This is a genomic window from Phyllobacterium sophorae, from assembly GCF_003010965.1.
Classification (GTDB): domain Bacteria; phylum Pseudomonadota; class Alphaproteobacteria; order Rhizobiales; family Rhizobiaceae; genus Phyllobacterium; species Phyllobacterium sophorae.
This window is the reverse complement of the sequence record NZ_PGGM01000020.1, coordinates 31,731-54,631: the sequence shown is the minus strand read 5'-3', so window position 1 is coordinate 54,631 and position 22,901 is coordinate 31,731. Positions and strand designations below refer to the sequence as shown.

Here is a 22,901-nt window from a genome sequence, read left to right as displayed (position 1 = left end):
AACGATAAGGGCTAGTAAGTTAAGTCTGGGAGAGGGTCAATCTCAGCGTTACCATGTTGGATCACGAACGGATTTTCTGTAAGCGCCATGCGTTTCCGCAGAAGGAGTAGAACAATTGAATACCGATGAAAAAAATAGCTGGACGCCATTCTCGCACTCCTCCGAGGCGGTCCGCCGCGTCGAAACCGCACCGGAAACGCCGCAAACCCAATCGGACACTTACCGTCTGGCCTTCGCCGACCCCGAGTTCATGACACGCCGCGACCTGCGCGCGGTCCGGCTTCAACTGGAATTGCTGAAGCCGGAAATGGCTCTCGCCGAGCGCGGTATCCGCTCGACAGTTGTCATGTTCGGCGGAGCCCGCATTCCTGAGCCGGGCGGGGCTGCCTGGGCCGCCAAGAACGAAACACAGAAGAAAAACCTCGAAGCCAATTCCCATTATTACGCCGAGGCGCGCAAGTTCGCGCAACTATGCTCGATCTACTCTTCGACCACATACAATCGCGAGTTCGTTGTAGTCACCGGCGGAGGTCCAGGGGTGATGGAAGCCGGCAATCGCGGCGCAGCCGATGTCGGTGCGCCGACGATCGGTCTCAACATCGTTCTGCCACATGAACAGACGCCAAATGCCTATGTCACACCCGAACTCTGCTTCAATTTTCACTATTTCGCCATCCGCAAAATGCACTTTTTGATGCGCGCCAAAGCCATGGCCATCTTCCCGGGAGGCTTCGGCACCATGGACGAGACGTTTGAAGCGCTTACGCTTATTCAGACGGGCCGTATGGAGCGCATTCCCTTCCTGCTGTTCGGCAAATCATTCTGGGAAAAAGCGATCAACTTCGATTTTCTGGTCGACCAAGGGGTTATTTCACCATCAGACCGCGAGTTGATAACCTTTGTCGACAAGGCAGAGCAAGCCTGGGAAGTGATCCGAACCTTTTACGAATTGGATTGACGGTATCAGACAGTCTCGCTCACATTCACCGGCCGTGGCAGGATTGAATTGAGAAACGAGGAAAGGTTGTCCGTGACATAGTCGACGTGGTCCGTATTGCCCGGATCACGTTCCCATATCTCCGAAAATGTCGGTTCGAAATTGTGGGGAACGATCAAGACCGTGGTCATCCCCAAGGCTTTCGGTTCAACGAGATTGCGTGCAAGGTCTTCGAACATCACGCTGCTTGCCGCCTCGATCTTGTGCATATCGAGAAACCGGTCATAGGTTTCACGGGCGGGCTTCGGGGTTAATTCTGCAGCCACGATATCGAAAATATCGTCGAACTGTTCGAGAACGCCAAGCTGGCGCGCTGCACGTTCTGCATGACCGCGATCACCATTGGTGAAGATGAATTTGCGGCCCGGCAATTGCTTGATGGCAGTTGCCAAGGACGGATCGGGCACCAGCCAGGAATAGTCGATGTCGTGGACCTTCTGCAGAAAATCATCCGGATCGATATCGTAACGGTCCATCAGCCCTTTGAGCGTGGTACCATAATCCTTGTAAAACCGCTTCTGGAGCTCGCGCGCATCCGTGTGGGATAGCTTCAGGAGATCTGCGACATATCCCGTCATCTTCACATCGATCTGGGAAAACAGATTGGAATGATGCGGGTAAAGGGTATTGTCGAGATCGAAGACCCAGTCGGTCACATGGGCAAAATTCAGTGGATCAGGTTGGTTTGTCATATGCGATTCAGGTTCCGCCGTTTCTCAAGACGCAAAATCAGATGCAAGAAAATCTGTTTCGCTCCCGAATCAATAGACGAAAAAAGTCTGAACTACGACCGTTTTTAAATTTTCTGCTAACAGGCGCTTCATCAATTCGTCGTAGTACCTGAAATTGGTTCAAGAGGTCCGATGTCCAGAATTCTCTTCAAATGTGCAATGGTCATGGTCATTTCGGTAACGTGCTCTCTGCTGATCACGGGCGCCCTCATGGCCGCCAATGACATGCACGACCCGCGGGGATACATGATCGCAACTGTCTGTCCGCTGCTGATCTCTCCGGCCATCTCCTTCCTTGTTTTCCGGCAGGCCGAGAAATTGCGGCTGACGCTTGAAACGCTCAACCGGGTCATGCAAGAGCTGGAGATCACCAATGCCAAACTCTTTGAAAAATCGTCACGCGACAGCATGACGGGCCTGCTCAATCGCGAGGCCTTCTTCAACTACGTGGACGGGGCGCGAGCACAGCTGGCCGGTTCCCTGCTGATCATCGACGCTGATCATTTCAAGAAAATCAATGATTTGCACGGCCACTACAATGGTGACGGTGCCCTGATGGCCATCGCGCAATGTATCACTACCTGTGTTGGCCTGCAGGACAGTATCGCGCGCATCGGCGGCGAAGAATTCGCAGTTTATCTTGCGACGGACGATGAGAGCCAGGTGAAATCAATTGCCGAAACCATTCGCGAAGAAGTAACCAGGATTGAATTCCGGACTCCCGAGAATCAACGCGTACCGCTCAGCGTCAGCATTGGCGGCGTCGTCGGCATGTCGAAAGGCTCCATAGCCGACTTTTTCCAGATTGCGGACCGCAGGCTTTATGAAGCCAAGCGCAACGGCCGCAACTGCGTGTGTGTTCAGTCCAATATCAAAAACGCAGCTTGAGGGGCGGCAACCGGCGGACCGGTTGCCGGATAGCGTCAGACGGTCGCCGGGTCCAGCGGCTCCACGTCTTTCCAGCGCGCAATCAACTTCGCCATATCAGCCTTTTCGAAGGCATCTTTCAGCGCTGCAAACGATGGCAGGACGAAATAGGCCCGTTGGAATTTGTCGATTTCATAGCTGGTGTGCATCACTGTCTCCAGGTCGAACGGCACATGATGCGCATCCGGGCTTGTGACAGCAAACTGTAACTCGCTGAATGAAGACATGAGGCCAGCGCCAAACGCCTTGAGCGGTGCACCCTCCTCTCTCATCAGCCCAAACTCAGCCGTATACCAGTAAAGCCGAGCCGCAAGCTGTTCGCCGCCCATGCGTGATGCGGCACCACCCTTTTCGCCGTATAGCTGCATGAAATCGGCAAAGATTGGCTGACTCAGGATCGGCACATGGCCAAAGAAGTCGTGGAACATGTCCGGTTCGACGATATAGTCGAGTTCCTTCTTGCTTCGCAGCCAGTTCGTCACCGGAAAGCGCCGATTGGCGAGATGATCGAAAAACGGCTCGTTCGGGATCAATCCCGGGACGGCGACAATTTCCCATCCGGTCAATTTGCGCAGCCGCTCGCTGACCTCATGGAAATCCGGAATGCGGTCCAGCAGGCCGAGCGCGTCCACGCCGTCGAGATAACTGTGATGGGCGAGCTTCGACGTCAATTTCGTCTGACGATCGCATAGGGTGCGCCACACTTCCTGATCCTCATCCGAGTAGCCGTATTGCTGCTCAACGGTGAAATCCGGTTGGCACACTGCGTAATTGCCACGCAACCCCTGCTCCGCACATTCGCGGGCATAGGCTTCAATACTGATAGTCATAGGATGCTCCTCCAATCCTCGTTCTTTCCAACAGGATAAAACGGGAAAACGAGAGAATTTGACCTAAACAGCTCAATAGCGCATTATTTTGGGTGAACTATCTCTTATTATGGAGAAAACTGAGTGACATCCCCTCAATTGAGCGACTTTGAAATAAAGATGCTGCAAATCCTGCAGGGCAATGGGCGCATTGCAGTAACGGATCTTGCACAAATGATCGGCCTGTCGGCGACGCCCTGCGCACGGCGCTTCGAACACCTTCAGGAGAGTGGCGTCATCAAGGGCTTCGCCGCCAACATTGACAGGCGGGCGATAGGGCTCATGGTCGAGGTCTTTGTGCAGGTCCGCCTCAATACACACAGTGACGACTCACCCGAGCGCTTCATCGCCGAGATCCAGCGCATGGACGAGGTTTCCTCCTGCTGGACCATGACGGGTGAGCACGATTTCCTGTTGCACGTCATGGTGCCAACTGTGGACGATCTCAATGATTTCGTCATGCACAGGTTGATGCGGCTGAAGGGTGTGCGCGACGTGCACACCCAGCTCGTCCTGCAGAATATCAAGGGACCGGGAAAGATCCCGCTGGATCACCTCAAGAGGTGATCAGGGAACGATTAGAGTTCCCGCGCCGCGCTCGGTGAAGAGTTCGAGCAGAACCGAATGCGGCGTCTTGCCATTGAGGATGACGACGCCCTCGACGCCGCGATTGATCGCATCGATGCATGTTTCCACCTTTGGAATCATGCCGCCAGAGATCGTACCATCCTTGATAAGGGCGCGCGCCTGGCCAACGGAAAGCTCCTTGATCAGTTCCTTGTTCCCGTCGAGTACACCTGGCACGTCAGTCAGGAAAAGAAGCCGAGAAGCTGCAAGCGCACCCGCAATGGCACCCGCGAAAGTATCGGCATTGATATTGTAAGTATGTCCGTCACGGCCCGGCGCGACGGGGGCGATGACCGGGATCATTTCGGAACGGGCGAGCAGGTCCAACAGCGTACGATCGATCTCCACGGGTTCCCCAACGAAACCGAGGTCGACGATCTTTTCAATGTTGGAGTCAGGATCTATCACGGTTTTCTTGGCCTTTTCGGCAAAGACCATGTTGCCGTCCTTACCGCACAGACCAATCGCCCACTCCCCTTCGGCATTGATGAGTGCAACGATTTCCTTGTTGATCGAGCCGGCCAGAACCATTTCAACGATTTCCAGCGTCTTCGCGTCGGTGACCCGCAGGCCGCCCTCGAATTTAGATTCAATGCCCATTCGCGCCAGCATGGATGCGATCTGCGGGCCGCCGCCATGAACGACAATGGGATTGATGCCTGATTGTTTCAGAAGCGCAATATCGCGGGCAAAAGCCTTGCCAAGTGTGGCGTCACCCATGGCATGGCCGCCATACTTCACGACCACGGTCTTGTTTTCATAGCGCTGCATATAGGGCAGAGCGGCAGAGAGAAGATTTGCCTGGATTTCGGCGGTTTGATCGGCGTCGGACGTGGAGGACATGGATGCGCAGGCTCCGGCTTGGGAAGGACGGGGGTTCTTAACGCTAAAGACGGGTTCGAGCAAACATGATTTAGGCTGCTCGCCAACGTTTTTGTAGACGTGCCATTGACAGTGCAACCCGTCGCCAGATTTAAATTACGCGAACAAGACGCTGGAAACGCCATTCCCATGACGCCTGAAGGCATATCGGAGCTGATCTCGCGGGTCTCACTTCGAGACCGGGCGGCTTTCGATGCGCTTTACACGTCAACGAGCGCGAAACTTTTTGGCGTCTGTCTGCGTATCTTGGGTAACCGGACGGAAGCAGAAGACGCGCTGCAGGATATTTACGTCAAGATATGGAACAAAGCAGATCGATTTGCCGTCGCCGGCACGAGCCCGATTTCATGGCTGGTCGCGATAGCCCGCAATCACTGCATCGATGTGCTGCGCGCGCGTAAGCCTGCCGCAGCAGAGCTGGATCAGGCAGTGGACGTGGCCGAGCCGTCACCCAATCCCGAACAATCCGCGATGGCCACCGGCGAAGCGCGACGCATCTACGATTGCCTTGGCCAGCTCGATACTATGCGAGCCGACGCGGTCCGTGGCGCCTATCTGAACGGCGACAGTTACGAGGCATTGGCAAGACGCTACAATGTGCCTTTGAATACGATGAGAACCTGGCTGCGCCGCAGCCTGTTGAAACTGAAGGAATGCCTGGAGAAATGAGCCCGACCCCACCCGAAGACACAATCCCGGAAGGCGATGATCTCATTGCCGCCGAGTATGTGCTGGGCGTGCTCCCTGCCGAGGAGCGGCGCGAGGTTGCGCGCCGTATCGAAACGGACAAGCCTTTTGCGCAGCTCGTGGCGCGTTGGCAGCAGCATTTCGACCCGTTGAACGATCAGTTTGCACCGGTTGCCGCTCCGCACCACCTGAAAAGCCAGATTGACCATCGCCTGTTCGGAACGGAACCGACCCTGGCCAGCATGCCGTTGTGGACCAGCGTCATTTTCTGGCGCGGACTCGCTTTCGCCGCCCTCGCCCTTGCTGTCATTGGTTTTGGCCGCGATCTGATCGAGCCTCGCGCAACCAGCCCTCAGCTGGTGGCGTCCCTGGAGTCCGCAGGAAGCCCCGTCCGTACCCTGGCGATCTTCGACGAACAGACGAAAAAACTGAAAATGACATTGGTTTCCGGTGACATCCCGCAGGACAAGTCACTCGAACTATGGTTGATCGCCGGAAACGAGGCTCCGGTTTCACTCGGCCTGATAAAATCGCCGCAAGTGACGGAATTCGATCTGCCTCAGCCCGTTTCTGCAAAGTTGCGCGATGGTACGACATTGGCGATCACCGTTGAACCTGCCGGTGGCGCGCCCGGCGGAGCTCCCACGGGTGCAATCGTTGCAGCTGGCACGGTTCGCGGCATCTAAACAACCTTCCCTCACAATAATAAACACACCCGGCTGAAACTTATATCTGCAGCCTTCCGTATCTTCGCTGACCTCATCCGAGGGGAAACAAACAGTGGAGATAGAGATGTTAACCAAATCACTTCGCCTGATCGCACTTTCAACGGTCCTGATTGCCGGCGCTGCCTTCGCCAAGAACCCGACCGTGGGCGGTGCCCCGATGTACGCGAACAAGAACATCATCGAGAATGCGGTGAACTCAAAGGATCACACGACGCTGGTTGCCGCGGTCAAGGCAGCCGGTCTCGTCGGAACCCTTCAGGGCAAAGGTCCTTTCACCGTGTTCGCGCCGACCAACGCTGCATTCGCGCAACTTCCCAAGGGAACGGTGGAAACGCTGCTCAAGCCGGAAAACAAGGACAGATTGGCCAAGATTCTGACCTGTCATGTGGTCGCGGCTGATGCCTCCGCCAAGACCATCATGAAAATGGTTGATGATGACGAAGGCGCCCATCCGGTCAAGACTGTTGGCGGCTGCGTATGGACCGCCAAGTACAAGGGCAAGAGGCTCACTCTCACCGATGAAAACGGAACCGTCGCCAATGTGACAATTGCTGACGTCAAGCAGTCGAACGGTGTCATCCACGTGATTGACAAGGTTCTCTTGCCGAAAATGTAATTTGGAAAACTTACCTGATTGTGCAGACGGGCACCTGCACAAATGCCCCGCATTGTCCTGGATTGATGCGGGGCCTTTTTATGCCAGCAGCTATTCTTCGAGCAGCAAGGCGATGGCAGCGCGCAACTCGTCCAGCCCTGCGCCTTTCTCAGATGATGTCGCCAAAATCACCGGATAGGCCGCAGCACGCTTCTTGATGACCTGGGCTGTTTCCTCCATGAGGCGCGGTACACCTGCAGCCTTGATCTTGTCGATCTTGGTTAGAACGATCTGGTAGGAGACGGCGGCACGATCGAGAAGATCCAGCACCTCGGCATCGTTCTTCTTCACGCCGTGCCGGGCATCGATAAGAACATAGACGCGCTTGAGCGTCGTCCTGCCCCGCAGATAATCGAAGACGAGTCGGGTCCAGGCATCGACCTGTTCTTTCGGCGCTTCGGCAAAGCCATAGCCAGGCATATCGACGATGGCGAGTGGCGGAAGATCGCCATTTTCGCCCGAATGACCTTCTGGAACGAAATAGTTGAGTTCCTGAGTTCGCCCAGGCGTGTTCGATGTGCGAGCCAGGCCTTTCTGGCCGATGATCGCATTGATCAGCGAGGATTTGCCCACGTTGGACCGGCCGGCGAAGGCTATCTCAAGCGGGCCTTCTGGCGGCAGAAATTTCATGGCGGGAACGCCGCGGATGAATACCCAGCCCTGCGCGAAGAGCAATCTGCCCGTCTCGATCAGCCTGTTTGTCGTTTCCTGCGCTTCGCTCAATTTTTCTTCCGTCCGTATCTCGGCATGTCGCATACGACCTGCAATCAATGTTTATAGGCACCTTGTCAACTGCAGCAAAACAAAAGCCCCCGGTCAGGCCGGGGGCTTTATACTCCATAGGCAACCGGGAAACCCGTTTATTCAGCCGGCTTGGGCTTTTTCTTGAACATCCCTGCAAGGTTGTCCCACAACTCGACCTTCACACCCTGGCGCTTCATGATGATGCCCTGCTGGATGATCGACAATGTGTTGTTCCAAGCCCAATAGATGACCAGGCCGGCCGGGAAGCTCGACAGCATGAACGTGAAAATCAGCGGCATCCAGTTGAAGATCATCTGCTGTGTCGGATCGGGCGGAGTGGGGTTCATGCGCATCTGCAGGAACATCGTCACGCCCATGATCAGCGGCCAGACACCGATCATCAGGTAGGCCGGAACAGCCCATGGCAACAGCCCGAAGAGGTTGAACAGCGATGTCGGATCCGGCGCTGCCAGGTCCTGGATCCAGCCAAAGAACGGCGCATGGCGCATTTCGATGGTGACGTAGAGCACTTTGTAGAGCGCGAAGAAAACCGGGATCTGGATCAGGATCGGCCAGCAACCGGCGATCGGATTGATCTTCTCCGTCTTGTACAGTTCCATCATCGCCTGCTGCTGCTTGACCTTGTCGTCCGCATATTTCTCGCGGATTTCGGTCATTTTTGGCTGCACGAGCTTCATGCGCGCCATGGATGCATAGGACTTGTTGGCAAGCGGGAAGAACACCGCCTTCAGCAGAACCGTTACTACGAGGATGGCGACACCGAAGTTGCCGATAGCCTTGTAGAGCCAGTCGATCAGGTAGAACATTGGCTTGGTGATGAAATAGAACCAGCCCCAGTCGATCAGCAGTTCGAACTGGCGGATGTTGCGTTCCTTTTCATAGGCATTGATCTTGCCGACTTCCTTGGCACCGGCAAAGATGAGATTCTCAATGGTTGCCGACTGGCCTGGCTCGATCGTCGTCGGATCGGATAGATAGTCGCTCTGAAACCGCGGGCGTCCGTCTTCAAAATAGGACATGCGCGCCTGGAATGGCTTGGCTGCCGAGGGGATGAGCGTCGCCGCCCAGTATTTGTCGGTGATGCCAATCCAGCCACCGGTCGTCGCCTTTGGCAGCGAGACTTCCTTCTCTTTCTCGATCTTGGCGAAGGTGTATTCCTGCAGGCCGTCATCGCCAATCACACCGATCGGACCTTCGTGCAGAACATAGGTGCTCGCATGCAGGGGCTTCGAGAAACGTGTGACGCGGCCATACGAGGCAAGCGAGACCGGTGCAGTGGCTCCATTGGCCACCACGTCCTTGACGGTGAACATGTAGTGGTCATCGACGCTGAAGGTACGCTTGAAGGTGAGGCCCTTCTCATTGGTGAAAGCCAGCGTAACAGGCGTAGACGGCGTCAATGTATTGTTGCCCTCGACGGTCCAGACCGTCGCCGGACCGGGAACGGTGCCTGTCAGATCATTGCCGGTGAAGCCGATCTCGGCGAAATAGCCATCAGCCAGCGCTGCTGGGCTCAAGAGTTCGATATTCGGCGAACTGTCGTCGACGGTCTCGTGATATTCCTTCAGCTGCAAATCATCGAGACGCGCGCCCGTCAGGCTGATGGAGCCGCGAAGGCTCGGTGTGTCGATCTTGACACGGCTGGACTGACCAAGGGCAGCGGCACGGGTCAGGCTGCCTGCCTGGACAGCATCCTGTGACTGGCCGGGGATATTCGCGCCGGGAGTTGCAGGCGTCGATGCTGGCAGGTTCGTCGTTCCCTCAGCAGTCGTTCCCGCAGGCGTGCTTGCCTGCCCGTCAACGCGCGTCTGTCCTTGCCGCGTGGCCTCGATCTGGGCCTGTTCGCGCTGCGCTTCGATCTTGGGGTTCATGTAGAACACCTGCCAAAGCGTCAGGATCACAATGGACAAGGCAATGGTGATAAAGAAATTACGGTTCGTTTCCATTGTCAGTCCTTGGGGTCGGGTCCTGCCGCGCCGGTTAAGGCTTCGTGGAACGCCGAGTCTGTGTTTTCTTGGAAACCCGTTTCGAGAGTTCCCGGGTCAGATCCGTAAACGGCGCATCAAGCGCGTCACGGCGAGCAACGATCACATAGTCGGTTCCGGGTTGCATGTCATCTGCAACATTGACGCGCACGGCCTCTCGAAGGCGGCGCCTGATGCGATTGCGGATAACGGCATTGCCGTTCTTCTTGGTGACCGTAAAACCAACGCGCGGCGGACCACCCCGATCCTCGCGCTCCTTGACCTCCAGCAGAAAATAAACGCCGCGGCGCTTCTCTCCGTTCCGAACAGCCAAAAACTCCGCTCTCTTGCGAAGGCGGAGTGGTTTTTGCTCATTCATTCTGTAGTGCCAACTTTGGCCAACCGCACGAATCCGCGCGGATCGCCTTATGCCGACAACCGCTTGCGACCACGAGCGCGACGCGCTGCAATTACCTTGCGGCCGCCTGCCGTTGCCATGCGGGCGCGGAACCCGTGACGACGTGCGCGGACAAGTTTGGATGGCTGATAAGTACGCTTCATTTGTTAAATACCGCGGTGTGCGGCCCTTCTTGTGGTCTGTTCTTTGACAGGAGCATATCAGGACCGCCATTGGCGCATAAGAATACGCCGCCGGGGCGGTCAACCCGGACGTGCGCGGCTTATAGAGGGCAGATGCTGATAAGTCAATTGATTGACGTGATTCAAAAACAGGCAAAATCGAGCAACTGGATCTGGCCTTTCTTGTCTGGCCAGAGCCGGTCCTGTTCCCGGATGGCGAGACAGTCGATCCGGAAGCTGGGTAGGCCAATGTTTTGCATCGGACGCCGCCGTTGGCAGCCGAGACAATTAACAAACCGTCAAACCCCCTGGTCGTACTCCACCAGCGGGCCGGATAATTTCGGGCCAAACCCCTTGACCTTGTTGCGAATTCGCTCCGGCAGAACGCTTTTATCCAGGTAAGAAAGGCTCTATTGTGCCGGCAAGGCGTTTGACCTACATCAAACGGCGACGGAGCACAAATGACCGCAAGCCAGCAAAAGCCAGAAAAAATGGACATGGAGCTTCATGCCGGCCAGCGTTTGCCCGTCTTGAAGCGACTGTCGGGTAAGCTGCTGCGTCTCACGCTCCTCTTCGGTCTGTTGGCCGAAGTGATGATTTTTGTACCTACCATGGCCGACATGCGAATTCGCTGGCTGTCCGACCGCCTCAATACGGTCGCGGCGGCCAGTGTTGTTCTTGCAGCGAGTGATGACAAAGACATTCCACAGTCGGTGCAGGATGACGTACTGCTGGCAACCGGCACGAAAGCAATCGTACTGCGCGAAAAGGGTGCATCGCGTCTCCTGGCGGTTTCCGAAATGCCCTCAAAAGTCGACAAACACATCGATATTACGGTGACTGATCCCGTCACGATGATCCGTGATGCCTTCGATACGCTTGTCAATGGCGGGCATCGCGTCATCCGGGTCTATGGTCCGGTCGGGGACACCGGAAAAATAATTGAACTGTTGACTTCCGACGCGCCCTTGCGCAACGCGATGCTGCGCTATGCCCGTAACGTTGCGTTGATCTCACTTTTCATCTCGCTAATTACCGCAAGCCTAGTCTTTCTTACCATCAGCCGCCTGCTGATCCGCCCTATCCAGCGGATGAGTGCCAATATGCTGGCCTTTGCGCAAGCGCCCGATGACCCGCAAAAGATCATCAAGCCAGAGCAACGCGAGGACGAACTGGGCATCGCCCAGCGCGAACTGGCCGACATGCAGCGCCAATTGCAGCGCACGCTTTCGGAACAGAAGCACCTCGCCGATCTCGGCCTCGCCGTTTCCAAGATCAATCACGACATGCGCAATATACTGGCATCCGCCCAACTCATGTCCGACCATCTTGCCAACACCAGCGATCCGGCGATCCAGCGTTTCGTGCCAAAATTGGTGCGCACCATCGACCGCGCAATCAACTATTCGCAGACGGTTCTTGCCTATGGCGGCACGCAGGAAGCGCCACCGCAGCGCAGGCGGGTGAAGTTGCGCACGGTCGTTAGCGACGTCGAGGAAATGCTCAATCTTGACGCGAAGTCCGGGATTGAGTTCAGAAACCTGGTGCCGGAGTCGTTCGAAATTGACGTCGATCCCGATCAATTCTTCCGCATTATCTCCAATCTTTGCCGCAACTCGGTCCAGGCGATGGGCGGCGACACCCGCGGTGACGCGTCTGTGGTCAAGCGGTTGACAATTACTGCCGGACAGATCGGCACAACATCGATTATCGGTGTCGAAGACACAGGGCCTGGCCTGCCGCTCAAGGCGCGCGAAAATCTGTTCACGGCTTTTAAAGGCTCGGCCCGCTCTGGCGGTACTGGCCTTGGACTTGCTATTGTACATGAACTGGTGCGGGCTCATGGGGGAACGATTGAATTGCGTGAGGGTGAAGTCGCAGGAACGAGTTTTGAGATCCGCATACCCGACCAGCCGGTCTCGCTGGCCGAATGGCGCTCGCGCCGGGATTCGATGTCTTGACATGAAATCCTCCAGCAATGGCTGATTACCTCCCTACCTATTGGCCGCAAATCCTCTTTGTGTTGTCTATCGTCCTTGGCGTACCAGCGGCTATCCACGCAACGATGACCAAGGAAGAGGTTCGCGCTGCCATTGGCTGGGTCGGCGTGATCATCCTCTCACCGGTCATTGGCGCAGTTATTTATGCGGTCGCCGGTATCAATCGCATCAGGCGCTCCTCGATCTCATCGCAACGCGCCTTCCTGCATGAGATCGGTCAGGACCATTTCATGCGCTTCGATGCGAGCGCGGAAAATATCCTTGCGCATTTCGAGAAGCGATTTGTCGCAATGAAAACCTTGGGTGACCGGGTCAGCCGATGCAGGCTGACAACGGGCAATGACATTGACATGCTGCAAAGTGGCGATGAAGCCTATCAAGCCATGCTCGACGCGATCGGGGGAGCCAAGCGCAGCATCCTCGTCGAGACCTATATTTTCGACCGTGACAAGATTGGGCTGCGACTGGCCAATGCACTGATCGCGGCCGTCAAGCGCGGTGTAAAGGTCCGTGTACTGATCGATTCTGTTGGTGCCCGCTACTCCATCCCAAGTATCGTAGGCTACCTTGCCAAGCATGGTGTCAAGGTCGACGTCTTCAATGGCAACATCATTATAGGACTGCGTCTACCCTACGCAAATCTTCGCACCCACAGAAAGATCATGATCGTCGACGGCAAGGTCGCCTTTACTGGCGGCATGAACATTCGCGCGGGTTTTTCCGCAGAGATTGTCGGGGAAGACAATGCGCGTGATACACATTTCCGCCTCACGGGCCCAATTGTCACGGATCTCTTCCATATCGCCTCGGAAGATTGGCGGTTTACCACCAAGGAAGTCCTGTCGGGTGAACCCTGGCTCATCGCCACGCCGGAGAAGCATGCTGGCGAACCGGTTTTCATCCGCGCCGTACCTTCCGGTCCTGACAGAAGCGTTGAAGCCAATCACCGCATGCTGATGGGTGCATTTTCTATCGCCCAGACGCGTATACGCATCATGTCGCCCTATTTTCTGCCGGACAGGGAATTGATCAGCGCGCTCGTCACTGCAGCGCGTCGCGGAGTGGAAGTCGACATCGTCGTCCCAGCGATCAACAATCTTAAGCTGGTCGACCGCGCCATGACCGCGCAGTTTGATCAGATACTAAAGGGTCATTGCCGTATCTGGCGTGCCAGCGGCAATTTCAACCACTCCAAGTTGCTGGCGATTGACGGCCTGTGGGCCTATGTGGGTTCGTCCAATCTTGATCCGCGTTCCTTGCGATTGAACTTCGAAGTGGATCTTGAGGTCATGGATGCGCAGTTCGCTTCCGAAGTGGAGGGCCTCATCGAGATGGCGATGGCTTCGGCCAAGCCAGTTCTCTTGCAAAGTCTGCGCGCACGTTCCTTCTGGGTACGTCTGCTCGACCGTATTATCTGGCTAGGATCGCCCTATCTCTGACTTCCGTCGCGGCCAAGGCCGACTTCAGGTTAACATGAGCCTTGATTGGTAAATGATCGGAAGCAACACGAGCCAATGGCGTGTCGTGCACCTCAATGGCTGTGACGAGACTGTGCGGATGGCCGAGAACACGATCGAGCGCCAGCACAGGAAACCGCGACGGGAAGCTTGGTACTGCATTCTTCGCCGGATCGAAAATCGGGTGCAGGAAGTGAAGCGAGGAGCCCTTGCCCACGCGCCATTCGTTCAAATCACCAAGTAATAGCGTTGGACGCGAGGGCTCGGCGTGAACAGCTCGCACGATAGCTTCAGACTGCTGCTGCCGGGAATGCCTGAGCAATCCGAGATGGGCCGCGATGATGCGAAGGGGTCCGGCCTCAAGGTCGATGTCAACCACCAAGGCGCCGCGCGGCTCAAGACCCGGCAGCCCGAGCTGCTGAACGCGGCGAACAACGCCTTCGCGAAACAGCAGGAGATTGCCGTGCCAGCCATGGCCCTTGGGATAAAGCGACGTCACAGGAACCGGAACCAGGCTGTTCTCGCGATGCAGCCGGGCCAAATCCAGAAGTCCCGATCTTTCGCCAAAACGTTTGTCAGCTTCCTGGATGGCAATGACATCCGCGCCGATCTCGCCAATGACGTGGGCGATGCGGTCGGGGTCGAACTTCTTATCGATGCCCACGCATTTGTGCACATTATAGGATGCGATCAGCAAATCATCGCGCACAACTCGGGTCACGCCTGTCGGGCGCTTGTTGCGGTTCCTGACCGCGGCGAGAATGCTGGCGGAGACGCTTGGTCTGGTGTGCCGCATTGGCTTCCTGCTGTCCATTGCCTAGAGATATGCCGGGACCGATAGAATGGCAAGCGATTGCGAATGTCGGGTTAACGCTACATCTCAAAACCTGTTCCCGACCAGATGCGCCAGTTGCGCGCCAACTTCGTAATAGCCTTCGCGGAGAGCCCGCAAGCCTTGTTCCTTTGGTTGGGTCACCGGAAGCGGCAAATCGGCGTCGGTGATCTTGCCAACGATTTGCTCCGCAAGGATACGGCCGAACACCGTACCCGGTGCGATACCGCGGCCATTGTACCCACTGAAGCTGATGATCTTCTGTGCCAGTGTGTGGAAGCGTGGAAGGCTGTCGCTGGTCATGCCGATCTGGCCATACCAGCCTGCTTCGAATGACACATCCTTGATCTGCGGGAACAGCTTGCGAATGGATCGTGCCGCCCAGGCCTTGTGAACGGCCATGCCGGTACCGCGCAAAGCGCCTACGCTGCCGAAAACCAGCCGCCCCGCCTTGTCCATGCGGAAGGAACTCAGGATTTCTTTCGTATCCCAGCCACCCTGACGTTCCGGCAGGATCGTGTTTCTGACGTCTTCAGGCAGCGGGGCCGTGGCGAAATTGAAATAGGGCAGATGCAAGAGTTCCGATCGCAGTTCCGGCCAGGGCGACGTCGTGTAGGCATTGGTGGCAACCACCACCCAGTCAGCTGATACCGAACCCGCCGGCGTGCGAACGATCCAGCGAGTGCCTGAGCGTTCCGTCGTGGTCACTGGCGTTCCGGTATGGATGGCAGCACCGGCGCCAAGGGCCGCCTTTGCCAGCCCGCGGACATAACCCAGCGGCTGGATCGTCCCTGCCCGGCTGTCGAGCAGCGACGCGGCAAAAGCAGTGGAACCGACCTTGGCCGCCGTTTCTTTCGCGTCGAGGAGACGCACTGCTGCCCCGCGCGCAAGCCATTGCTCGGCCCTTTGTTCGAGTTGTTTGACTCCGTCTATGCCAACCGCGCAATGCAAGGTGCCGTTGCGTTCAAGTTCGCAATCGATCTTGTGCCTGTCGACAAGGCTGAACACCGACTGGGGTGCATTGCCGAGCAGTTCCAGAAGACGTTCCCCGTGAACCTGTCCCAGGACACCCGGCAGATCATCGGGCATGACCCACATACCGGCGTTGACAAGACCGACATTGCGGCCAGAACCGCCAAATCCGATCTCGACCGCATCGACGACTGCGACCTTTGTTCCAGCCTCAGCCAAATGCAGAGCCGCCGACAATCCGGTGTAGCCAGCGCCAATGACCGCAACATCGACGGAGATATCGCCCTGCAATCGCCCCGTCTTCGGAGCGGGCGGCGCCGTCTTTTCCCATAGGCCGTGGGAACGTTCATCATTCAGCATGGGATCACCGTCGTGGGTCGGACCGGCAGCAACCGGCGCATCAAGTCAATTGTCGTTATAGGGCGCGATTTTGCCAACGGAAATGAAATTCCTCGAAGACATGATGCCGTTAGCGAATGACTGGCGGGACCGCCTGCCGGTCAGTGACCTGATCGGCAATCCAGCTAAAGAAACTCTGTGCCAAGGGATTTTCCTTCTTATGGTCTGGCACAACGAGATAATAGCTGTTCTCGGTCTGCAGCGGCTGGTCAAAGAGCACCAGCAACCGCCCCGATGCGAGCTCCTGCTCGATCAGATAGCGCGGCAGCAAGGCAAAGCCGAGCCCGGCCAGTGCTGCCTCGATCACCATCGAAAAATGTTCGAAGCGATGCCCCTTGTAGGGACTGACGATATCCGCCTGTACTGTCTCGAACCAGGTGGCCCACGCCTTGGGCCGCGTTGAAAGATGGAGAAGAGGCGCAGAGTTTGCCAGTTCACCGGGTGTCCCGACCGGATTTGCCGCGCAAAGATCCGGGCTCCCGACCGGCACGATCAATTCGCTGCAGAGATAAGTGCATGTCGCGTGCGCCCATACCGGCTGGCCGTAATGAATGGCCAGATCGAAGGGCTCCTCCTCGAAATCGAAAGGTCGCGACCGCGACGCGACGCTCAGTGCCATTTCCGGGTGGCGGCGCAGAAAATCAGGGAGCCTTGGCATCAGCCAGCGGCTGCCAAAGGTTGGCAAGGTGGCGATGCTCAGCGAGGATGCGGATTGCGATGCCGCCATGGCGCGCAGCATGGTCTCTTCGGTAAGACCGAGCAACCGGCGCACTTCGGGAAGGAATTTCTGTCCCGCGCCGGACAATACTACTCGTTGCCGAACGCGCTCAAACAGCAGCACCCCAATCTGGCTTTCGAGTTCGCTCATCTGACGGCTTACAGCGCTCTGGGTCAGATTGAGCTCCTTCGCCGCCTGGGTGAAACTGCCATGGCGTGCAGCACACTCGAACGTCTGCAGGATATCGATGTCGGGTATCAAACGCCGGCTCAACTTCATTCTTGTCTCGCATCAACCCAGTATGAATCATCGCAATCCGCAGGCTGGTTCCCCATCTATAATCCAGATTGAGCATGACAGGATAAAAATTTTCTGTCGCAATAACAAATCGGAATATTACTCAATGAACGCAGCTACGTTTATCTCGACAGACGTGATCCGGGCGTCATTTTCGGCAGCCATGTCGTCCATGTACCGGACCGAGGTCCCCGCTTACGGAACGCTTCTGTCGCTGGTCGCCAAGGTGAATGCGCAGACCCTCGCCGCCCAGCCGGAACTACGGCACCGGCTTGAGCAGACCGATACCTTGGACCGCATTTCGGAAGAGCGCCACGGCGCTATCCGTGTCGGCACTCCCGCCGAACTCGCCATGCTGCGCCGGGTCTTTGCGGTCATGGGCATGTATCCGGTCGGTTATTACGATCTGAGTGAGGCCGGCGTTCCGGTACACTCCACCGCTTTCCGTCCTGTGGGTGACGCAGCGCTGAAGATCAATCCATTCCGCGTCTTCACCTCGCTGTTGCGGCTTGATCTGATTGCCGACACCCAATTGCGCGAAGAAGCGCGCAAGACGCTCCAGGCGCGGCAGATATTTTCGCCCAAGGCAATTTCCCTGGTCGAAAAGGCGGAGACCCAGGGCGGGCTGGAACTGGATGACGCCGCACTTTTCGTGAAGGAAATTCTCGCGACATTCCGCTGGCATGATCAGGCAAGCGTCAGCGGCGATCTATATCGCCGGCTGCACGACGCACACCGGCTGATCGCCGACGTCGTATCGTTCAAGGGACCGCATATCAACCACCTGACACCGCGCACGCTCGACATCGATGCCGTGCAGCATCAGATGCCTGCCTACGGGATTTCACCGAAGGCCGTGATCGAGGGTCCGCCCACGCGCGCATGCCCTATCCTCCTGCGCCAGACATCGTTCAAGGCCCTGGAAGAAACCGTGTCGTTCCGCAATGCTCAAGGCGAGTGGGAAACCGGCTCGCACACGGCCCGCTTCGGCGAGATCGAGCAGCGCGGCGTTGCCCTCACACCCAAGGGCCGGGCGCTCTATGACCGGCTCCTGGCCGAATCGCGCAATGTGGTCCGCCCTGCCCCGGACGGGTCCAATGCCGATGCCTACATCGCAGCGCTCACTGACGCCTTCAAAACCTTTCCGGATGACTGGGACAGCATCCGCCGGCAAGGTCTCGGCTATTTCCGTTACACGGCAGTTGAACATTTCCCGCAGGCGGGTCTCTCAGCCCGCGACGCTTACGATATCGAGGCCCTTATAGCCCTCGGGGCTGTCCGCTTTGACCCGATCGTCTATGAGGACTTTCTTCCTGTCAGCGCCGCTGGTATTTTTCAATCCAATCTTGGCGACAATGACAGTCAGAAGTTCACCGCCAGCCCCAGCCAGCGGGAATTCGAAGCCGATCTCGGCACGCCGGTGCTCGATGAATTCGCGCATTATGAAGGCCTGCAAAAAGCCTCGATCGAACGCTGCCGGCAGCATTTCAAACCCGTCGCGCTCGCAAGCTGAAGCGCGGCTGTATCAAAAATCCGTACCGGCTGATAAAAACCGGTCAACGATCAGGCCTTGGGCCATTTGGCCAAACAGGCAAGCACAAAGGGAAGCAAGATGACCATTGCTCAAGAAGTTAAAGCACTCCTTTCCAAGCTGGGTGTGAACGAAGCAGCCCATACGGGCGGAACAATGCCTTCATTCAGCCCCGTGAGCGGCGAGAAAATCGCCGACATAGCCGTGCATTCCGCTGATGATACGGCAAAAGCCATCGAAAAAGCGGCCGGCGCGTTCCGCGAGTGGCGCCTGGTTCCCGCGCCGAAGCGCGGCGAGCTGGTGCGTCTGTTCGGCGAGGAACTGCGGGGGCTGAAGAGCGAACTCGGCCGCCTCGTCTCGATCGAAGCCGGGAAGATTGCGTCCGAAGGTCTTGGCGAAGTGCAAGAGATGATCGATATCTGCGATTTCGCCGTCGGCCTGTCACGCCAGCTCTACGGCCTCACCATTGCAACCGAACGCCCCGGCCATCGCATGATGGAGACCTGGCATCCGCTCGGTGTCGTTGGCGTTATTTCCGCCTTCAATTTCCCGGTTGCCGTCTGGTCGTGGAACACGGCGCTGGCCCTCGTCTGCGGCAATGCCGTTGTCTGGAAACCATCGGAAAAGACCCCGCTGACCGCCCTTGCCTGCCAGGCCATCTTTGACCGCGCCGCAGCCCGTTTCGGTGAAGTTCCCGCCGGTCTCGCTCAAGTTCTGATGGGTGATCGCACAGTGGGTGAAGCTCTCGTCGATCATCCTGAGGTTGCGCTCGTTTCGGCAACCGGCTCGACCCGCATGGGCCGTGAGGTCGGGCCGCGTCTCGCCAAGCGTTTCGCCCGTTCGATCCTTGAGCTCGGCGGCAACAATGCAGGCATCGTCTGCCCTTCTGCCGACCTAGATATGGCACTGCGTGCCATTGCCTTCGGTGCCATGGGTACCGCTGGCCAGCGCTGCACGACGCTCCGCCGTCTCTTCGTGCACGAGAGCGTCTATGACACGCTGGTTCCACGCCTGAAGAAGGCCTATGAGAGCGTCACGGTCGGTAGTCCGCTGGAGACGCCGGCGCTGGTCGGTCCGCTCATCGACAGGGCTGCCTTTGATAATATGCAGAACGCCTTGGCTGCGGCCCGTGACCACGGCGGCAAGGTGACCGGCGGCGCCCGCGTCGATACCGGTCATGACAACGCCTATTATGTCCGCCCTGCCCTCGTTGAAATGCCGAAGCAGGACGGTCCGGTGACGGAAGAAACCTTCGCGCCTATCCTCTATGTCATGAAGTACAGCGATTTCGACAAGGCGATTGCCGATCACAATGCCGTCGGCGCGGGTCTCTCGTCTTCGATCTTCACACTTAACCTGCAGGAGGCGGAGCGCTTCCTCAGCCCGGACGGTTCGGATTGCGGCATAGCCAATGTCAATATCGGCACGTCCGGCGCGGAAATCGGCGGCGCCTTTGGCGGCGAGAAGGAAACCGGTGGCGGACGCGAATCCGGCTCCGATGCGTGGAAGGCCTATATGCGTCGCGCCACCAATACGGTGAATTACTCCTCGGCACTTCCGCTCGCGCAGGGTGTTTCTTTCGACATCGAGTGACCGTCGGAATATTCCAATGCCGTTCCCGTCAAGTCCAGCGGGAACGGCACCTGCTTATTAATATTGGCTCGCGTGAACTTTTGTATCCTTCTCTATTGATTTCGTACAAACCTTCAATAATGAGTCATATTCTCTTTATTTACTTCGTTTCCATCCAGCTGCACTAATAAAAACTCCCTTAATCTCGCCTTAATACGCAAAGAAATAGCATTCTTGACGTTAGAGGCGGGCTATGGGGGACTCGAATGCTGACTGTATACAATTGTATCGTCAACGAGCACGATCTCCGACTTGTTCTTCTTGCAGCAACAGTCTGCATCTTTGCATCCTATGCAGCCGCCAATCTGCTTCGTCACGCGCGCCGTTCCATCCATAAGCAATTCTGGGTGGGGGTTGTGGCTGTCGCCTTCGGCTGCGGCATATGGGCGACGCATTTCATTGCGATGCTCGCTTTTTCTCCCAATCTGCCCAATGGCTACAATGCCACGCTGACCGCGGCCTCCCTCCTGATCGCGATAGCCATGACCGGCCTGGGCGCCCTCCATGCCGTGACCAGCGAACGTCCCAATGCGGATCTCGCGGGGGGAGCGATTATCGGTGCAGGGATCGTGTTTATGCATTTCACCGGCATGGCAGCCTTCGAGATCGAGGGGCACATTGCGTGGAATCCGGCATTCGTTGTTGTGGCGATTGCCCTCGGTATTGTCTTTGGTGCCGCCGCGGCTAGCGTGGCGCTGTCGAAAGGCGGCATGGCAAACAGAATTGCGGCAACCGTCCTGCTTGCCCTCGCGATTTGCAGCCATCACTTCATCGCCATGGGCGCGGTCTCGATAACACCCGATGCATCGATAACGGTTTCGGCAGGGGCCATTCCTTCTCAGCTTCTGGCCGTGGCGGTTGCTGTCGGCACTATTGTGATCCTCGTCGCCAGTCTTCTGGGTATCGGTATCGACATGCGCGGCCGTCGCCACGCTCGTGAAATCGAGCGTATGCGCAAGCTCGTCAATGCAGCAGTCGAAGGTCTTGTGATCTGCGACGGCGAAACCATCGTTACTGCGAATGACAGTTTTGCTGCACTTGTAGGCATCGCCCATCGCTCGCTGGTTGGAAAGTCGATCGAAACATTCCTGGCGGATCCGAACCTTCTGTCCCGGCTGATGGGCGATCAACACGAGTCAATCGAGGCGAACCTGGTTACGTCGCACGCACCGGTCCCGGTCGAACTGATTGCGCGGACCATCGATTTCGGTGAAAAGCGGCATCGGGCCATCGCCGTGCGCGATCTGCGCTCCCGCAAGGAGGCTGAGGCGCATATCAGTTATCTTGCCCATCATGACGCCCTGACCGCTCTGCCCAACCGCCGAAGCTTCAACGCGCGGCTTGACCAGCAGATCGCAGCGACCGATATCAACTGCGAAAATTTCGTCGCCCTGCTTTGCCTTGACCTTGATCGTTTCAAGGAAACCAACGACCTTTTCGGTCATGCGGCAGGTGACGAAATCCTGCAGCGCGTTGCCAAGACCATCAGCCAGCTCCTCGGGCAGACCGACATGCTTGCGCGGCTGGGCGGTGACGAGTTTGCCATCATCGTTCCTGGTGTCGTCACCCCAACGGCGGCGAGCCGGCTCGCGGACAGCATTCTCGATGCACTACAGGCGGAAAGCGAGAACACACAAACCGGCCTGATGATATCGACCAGCATTGGCATCGCAATCTTTCCCCTCGACGGCAATGACCGCGAAACTTTGCTCAACCATGCGGACCAGGCGCTTTACCGCGCCAAGGCCGAAGGACGGAATACCTACCGTTTCTTCGAAGCAAATATGGGCCTCGAAGCCAAGGAGCGCAGGCTGATCGAGCAAGAGCTTCGCCTCGCCCTTGCGCGCACAGAAATTCGAATGGTCTATCAGCCGCAAATGCAAATCGATACGGGCATCATCACGGGGTTCGAAGCGCTGATGCGTTGGCAAAATCCGCGGCTGGGCGATGTTCCGCCAACAACATTCATTCCGATTGCCGAAGAGAGCGGCGTTATCCTTCAATTGGGTGAGTGGGCGCTCTTCGTGGCCTGCCAGGAGGCAGCGAGCTGGGAGAGACCGCTGACGGTGGCGGTAAATGTTTCTGCGGTGCAGCTTTACAGTCATGATTTTCCACAGAGGGTGCACAACGCCCTGTTGCAGACGGGCCTCCAGCCGCATCGGCTGGAACTTGAAATCACCGAGACCTCCCTGATCAAGGATACCAACAGGGCGCTTGTTACATTGCGTCAGTTAAAATCGCTCGGCGTGCGCATTGCCATGGACGATTTCGGTACGGGCTATTCATCGCTGTCTAATGTCCGGGCGTTTCCGTTCGACATGATCAAGATCGATCGATCCTTCATCAAGTCGGTCGACAAGAACGAACAGGCGGCAGCCATCGTGAAAGCTGTCCTCGGACTTGGGCGCGGCCTGGGCTTGCCCGTTCTTGCCGAGGGCATCGAAACGCCGGACGAACTCAAATTCCTGGCAGGCGAATTATGCACCGCCGGACAAGGATTCTATCTCGGGGAGCCAGCCCCCATGGAAAGCTTCCGTCATCTCATACACGATCGGGGCCAGATCGGAGGCGAGGTCGTTCCCTTCAAGCGTGGATCTGCCGGCCATCGCCTTCGAAGCTGAGAGCTTGACCCACAGCTTCCTTGCCGCAGAG

General features: G+C 57.2%; 21 protein-coding genes. 11 read left to right on the top strand and 10 right to left on the bottom strand.

The annotated features are described in order from the left end of the window. The first annotated feature begins 115 nt into the window (after window positions 1-115). Window positions 116-958, top strand: a complete 843-nt coding sequence (locus CU103_RS28755; RefSeq protein ID WP_106667460.1) for an LOG family protein — start codon at window positions 116-118, stop codon at window positions 956-958. A 5-nt stretch (window positions 959-963) separates the two neighbouring features. Here the strand turns inward: CU103_RS28755 and CU103_RS28750 are convergent, their stop codons facing one another. Beyond that, window positions 964-1,689, bottom strand: coding sequence for a pyrimidine 5'-nucleotidase (locus CU103_RS28750; RefSeq protein WP_106667459.1), 726 nt, complete (start codon window positions 1,687-1,689; stop codon window positions 964-966). 171 nt (window positions 1,690-1,860) lie between these two features. On the opposite strand from CU103_RS28750, the gene CU103_RS28745 reads away from it, so the two are divergent. Continuing rightward, window positions 1,861-2,616: a GGDEF domain-containing protein gene (locus CU103_RS28745; protein WP_106667458.1), complete on the top strand. Its 756-nt coding sequence runs from the start codon at window positions 1,861-1,863 to the stop codon at window positions 2,614-2,616. A gap of 35 nt (window positions 2,617-2,651) precedes the next feature. On the opposite strand, the gene phhA is transcribed toward CU103_RS28745, so the two are convergent. Further along, complete coding sequence (gene phhA, locus CU103_RS28740) at window positions 2,652-3,485, bottom strand: phenylalanine 4-monooxygenase (protein WP_106667457.1); 834 nt, start codon at window positions 3,483-3,485, stop codon at window positions 2,652-2,654. Between the two features lie 123 nt (window positions 3,486-3,608). On the opposite strand from phhA, the gene CU103_RS28735 reads away from it, so the two are divergent. Next, window positions 3,609-4,091, top strand: a complete 483-nt coding sequence (locus tag CU103_RS28735) for an Lrp/AsnC family transcriptional regulator (protein ID WP_106667456.1) — start codon at window positions 3,609-3,611, stop codon at window positions 4,089-4,091. Here CU103_RS28735 and argB read toward each other — a convergent pair whose 3' ends face one another. After that, a complete protein-coding gene (gene argB, locus CU103_RS28730) occupies window positions 4,092-4,994 on the bottom strand; it encodes an acetylglutamate kinase (protein ID WP_106667455.1) in 903 nt (300 codons plus the stop codon). Window positions 4,995-5,162: 168 nt separating this feature from the next. Here argB and CU103_RS28725 point away from each other — a divergent pair, with 168 nt between their 5' ends. The 3 genes from CU103_RS28725 to CU103_RS28715 all read left to right on the top strand — a co-directional run bounded on the left by CU103_RS28725 (window position 5,163) and on the right by CU103_RS28715 (window position 7,064). After that, window positions 5,163-5,702 (top strand): sigma-70 family RNA polymerase sigma factor, encoded by a 540-nt coding sequence (locus CU103_RS28725; RefSeq protein ID WP_106667454.1) that lies wholly within the window; start codon window positions 5,163-5,165, stop codon window positions 5,700-5,702. Continuing rightward, entirely contained in the window at window positions 5,699-6,406 is a 708-nt protein-coding gene (locus CU103_RS28720; protein ID WP_170117143.1) for an anti-sigma factor, read from the top strand. The genes CU103_RS28725 and CU103_RS28720 overlap by 4 nt, the downstream gene beginning before the upstream one ends. 106 nt (window positions 6,407-6,512) lie before the next feature. Next, on the top strand, window positions 6,513-7,064 hold the full coding sequence (locus CU103_RS28715; RefSeq protein ID WP_106667452.1) for a fasciclin domain-containing protein: 552 nt from the start codon (window positions 6,513-6,515) through the stop codon (window positions 7,062-7,064). A 90-nt stretch (window positions 7,065-7,154) separates the two neighbouring features. Here CU103_RS28715 and yihA read toward each other — a convergent pair whose 3' ends face one another. The 4 genes from yihA to rpmH all read right to left on the bottom strand — a co-directional run bounded on the left by yihA (window position 7,155) and on the right by rpmH (window position 10,393). Further along, window positions 7,155-7,826 carry a ribosome biogenesis GTP-binding protein YihA/YsxC gene (gene yihA / locus CU103_RS28710; protein WP_106667503.1) on the bottom strand — a complete coding sequence of 224 codons (672 nt, stop codon included), beginning with the start codon at window positions 7,824-7,826 and terminating at the stop codon, window positions 7,155-7,157. A gap of 137 nt (window positions 7,827-7,963) precedes the next feature. Next, the gene (yidC, locus tag CU103_RS28705) at window positions 7,964-9,814 is read right to left on the bottom strand and encodes a membrane protein insertase YidC (RefSeq protein WP_106667451.1); all 1,851 of its coding nucleotides are present in this window, start codon (window positions 9,812-9,814) and stop codon (window positions 7,964-7,966) included. A gap of 34 nt (window positions 9,815-9,848) precedes the next feature. Continuing rightward, window positions 9,849-10,211 carry a ribonuclease P protein component gene (gene rnpA, locus CU103_RS28700; RefSeq protein WP_106667450.1) on the bottom strand — a complete coding sequence of 121 codons (363 nt, stop codon included), beginning with the start codon at window positions 10,209-10,211 and terminating at the stop codon, window positions 9,849-9,851. A 47-nt stretch (window positions 10,212-10,258) separates the two neighbouring features. Continuing rightward, window positions 10,259-10,393, bottom strand: a complete 135-nt coding sequence (rpmH, locus tag CU103_RS28695; RefSeq protein ID WP_040853797.1) for a 50S ribosomal protein L34 — start codon at window positions 10,391-10,393, stop codon at window positions 10,259-10,261. 479 nt (window positions 10,394-10,872) lie between these two features. Here rpmH and CU103_RS28690 point away from each other — a divergent pair, with 479 nt between their 5' ends. Both CU103_RS28690 and CU103_RS28685 read left to right on the top strand, forming a co-directional pair. After that, the gene (locus tag CU103_RS28690; RefSeq protein ID WP_106667449.1) at window positions 10,873-12,372 is read left to right on the top strand and encodes a sensor histidine kinase; all 1,500 of its coding nucleotides are present in this window, start codon (window positions 10,873-10,875) and stop codon (window positions 12,370-12,372) included. A 17-nt stretch (window positions 12,373-12,389) separates the two neighbouring features. After that, a complete protein-coding gene (locus tag CU103_RS28685; protein ID WP_106667448.1) occupies window positions 12,390-13,850 on the top strand; it encodes a phospholipase D-like domain-containing protein in 1,461 nt (486 codons plus the stop codon). Here the strand turns inward: CU103_RS28685 and CU103_RS28680 are convergent. The 3 genes from CU103_RS28680 to CU103_RS28670 form a co-directional block, all read right to left on the bottom strand. After that, window positions 13,822-14,664, bottom strand: a complete 843-nt coding sequence (locus CU103_RS28680) for an endonuclease/exonuclease/phosphatase family protein (RefSeq protein WP_106667447.1) — start codon at window positions 14,662-14,664, stop codon at window positions 13,822-13,824. The two genes, CU103_RS28685 and CU103_RS28680, sit on opposite strands and share 29 nt — an antisense overlap. A gap of 84 nt (window positions 14,665-14,748) precedes the next feature. Then, complete coding sequence (locus CU103_RS28675) at window positions 14,749-16,032, bottom strand: NAD(P)/FAD-dependent oxidoreductase (protein ID WP_106667446.1); 1,284 nt, start codon at window positions 16,030-16,032, stop codon at window positions 14,749-14,751. A 109-nt stretch (window positions 16,033-16,141) separates the two neighbouring features. Further along, a complete protein-coding gene (locus CU103_RS28670) occupies window positions 16,142-17,068 on the bottom strand; it encodes a LysR family transcriptional regulator (RefSeq protein WP_106667445.1) in 927 nt (308 codons plus the stop codon). 124 nt (window positions 17,069-17,192) lie between these two features. Between CU103_RS28670 and hglS the strand changes: the two genes are divergently transcribed. The 3 genes from hglS (at window position 17,193) to CU103_RS28655 (ending at window position 22,870) form a co-directional block, all read left to right on the top strand. Then, window positions 17,193-18,599, top strand: a complete 1,407-nt coding sequence (hglS, locus tag CU103_RS28665; RefSeq protein ID WP_106667444.1) for a 2-oxoadipate dioxygenase/decarboxylase HglS — start codon at window positions 17,193-17,195, stop codon at window positions 18,597-18,599. Window positions 18,600-18,698: 99 nt separating this feature from the next. Beyond that, complete coding sequence (gene amaB / locus CU103_RS28660) at window positions 18,699-20,210, top strand: L-piperidine-6-carboxylate dehydrogenase (protein ID WP_106667443.1); 1,512 nt, start codon at window positions 18,699-18,701, stop codon at window positions 20,208-20,210. Window positions 20,211-20,455: 245 nt separating this feature from the next. Continuing rightward, window positions 20,456-22,870, top strand: a complete 2,415-nt coding sequence (locus CU103_RS28655; protein WP_106667442.1) for a bifunctional diguanylate cyclase/phosphodiesterase — start codon at window positions 20,456-20,458, stop codon at window positions 22,868-22,870. Window positions 22,871-22,901 lie beyond the last annotated feature (31 nt).

What these genes read in the sequence shown, in the direction of transcription:
- CU103_RS28750 (WP_106667459.1), bottom strand. Translation starts at nt 1,689, where the DNA reads ATGACAAACCAACCTGATCCACTGAATTTTGCCCATGTGACCGACTGG.
- CU103_RS28745 (WP_106667458.1), top strand. Translation starts at nt 1,861, where the DNA reads ATGTCCAGAATTCTCTTCAAATGTGCAATGGTCATGGTCATTTCGGTA.
- phhA (WP_106667457.1), bottom strand. Translation starts at nt 3,485, where the DNA reads ATGACTATCAGTATTGAAGCCTATGCCCGCGAATGTGCGGAGCAGGGG.
- argB (WP_106667455.1), bottom strand. Translation starts at nt 4,994, where the DNA reads ATGTCCTCCACGTCCGACGCCGATCAAACCGCCGAAATCCAGGCAAAT.
- CU103_RS28725 (WP_106667454.1), top strand. Translation starts at nt 5,163, where the DNA reads ATGACGCCTGAAGGCATATCGGAGCTGATCTCGCGGGTCTCACTTCGA.
- CU103_RS28720 (WP_170117143.1), top strand. Translation starts at nt 5,699, where the DNA reads ATGAGCCCGACCCCACCCGAAGACACAATCCCGGAAGGCGATGATCTC.
- CU103_RS28715 (WP_106667452.1), top strand. Translation starts at nt 6,513, where the DNA reads ATGTTAACCAAATCACTTCGCCTGATCGCACTTTCAACGGTCCTGATT.
- yidC (WP_106667451.1), bottom strand. Translation starts at nt 9,814, where the DNA reads ATGGAAACGAACCGTAATTTCTTTATCACCATTGCCTTGTCCATTGTG.
- rnpA (WP_106667450.1), bottom strand. Translation starts at nt 10,211, where the DNA reads ATGAATGAGCAAAAACCACTCCGCCTTCGCAAGAGAGCGGAGTTTTTG.
- rpmH (WP_040853797.1), bottom strand. Translation starts at nt 10,393, where the DNA reads ATGAAGCGTACTTATCAGCCATCCAAACTTGTCCGCGCACGTCGTCAC.
- CU103_RS28690 (WP_106667449.1), top strand. Translation starts at nt 10,873, where the DNA reads ATGACCGCAAGCCAGCAAAAGCCAGAAAAAATGGACATGGAGCTTCAT.
- CU103_RS28685 (WP_106667448.1), top strand. Translation starts at nt 12,390, where the DNA reads ATGGCTGATTACCTCCCTACCTATTGGCCGCAAATCCTCTTTGTGTTG.
- CU103_RS28680 (WP_106667447.1), bottom strand. Translation starts at nt 14,664, where the DNA reads ATGCGGCACACCAGACCAAGCGTCTCCGCCAGCATTCTCGCCGCGGTC.
- CU103_RS28675 (WP_106667446.1), bottom strand. Translation starts at nt 16,032, where the DNA reads ATGCTGAATGATGAACGTTCCCACGGCCTATGGGAAAAGACGGCGCCG.
- CU103_RS28670 (WP_106667445.1), bottom strand. Translation starts at nt 17,068, where the DNA reads ATGAAGTTGAGCCGGCGTTTGATACCCGACATCGATATCCTGCAGACG.
- hglS (WP_106667444.1), top strand. Translation starts at nt 17,193, where the DNA reads ATGAACGCAGCTACGTTTATCTCGACAGACGTGATCCGGGCGTCATTT.
- amaB (WP_106667443.1), top strand. Translation starts at nt 18,699, where the DNA reads ATGACCATTGCTCAAGAAGTTAAAGCACTCCTTTCCAAGCTGGGTGTG.
- CU103_RS28655 (WP_106667442.1), top strand. Translation starts at nt 20,456, where the DNA reads ATGCTGACTGTATACAATTGTATCGTCAACGAGCACGATCTCCGACTT.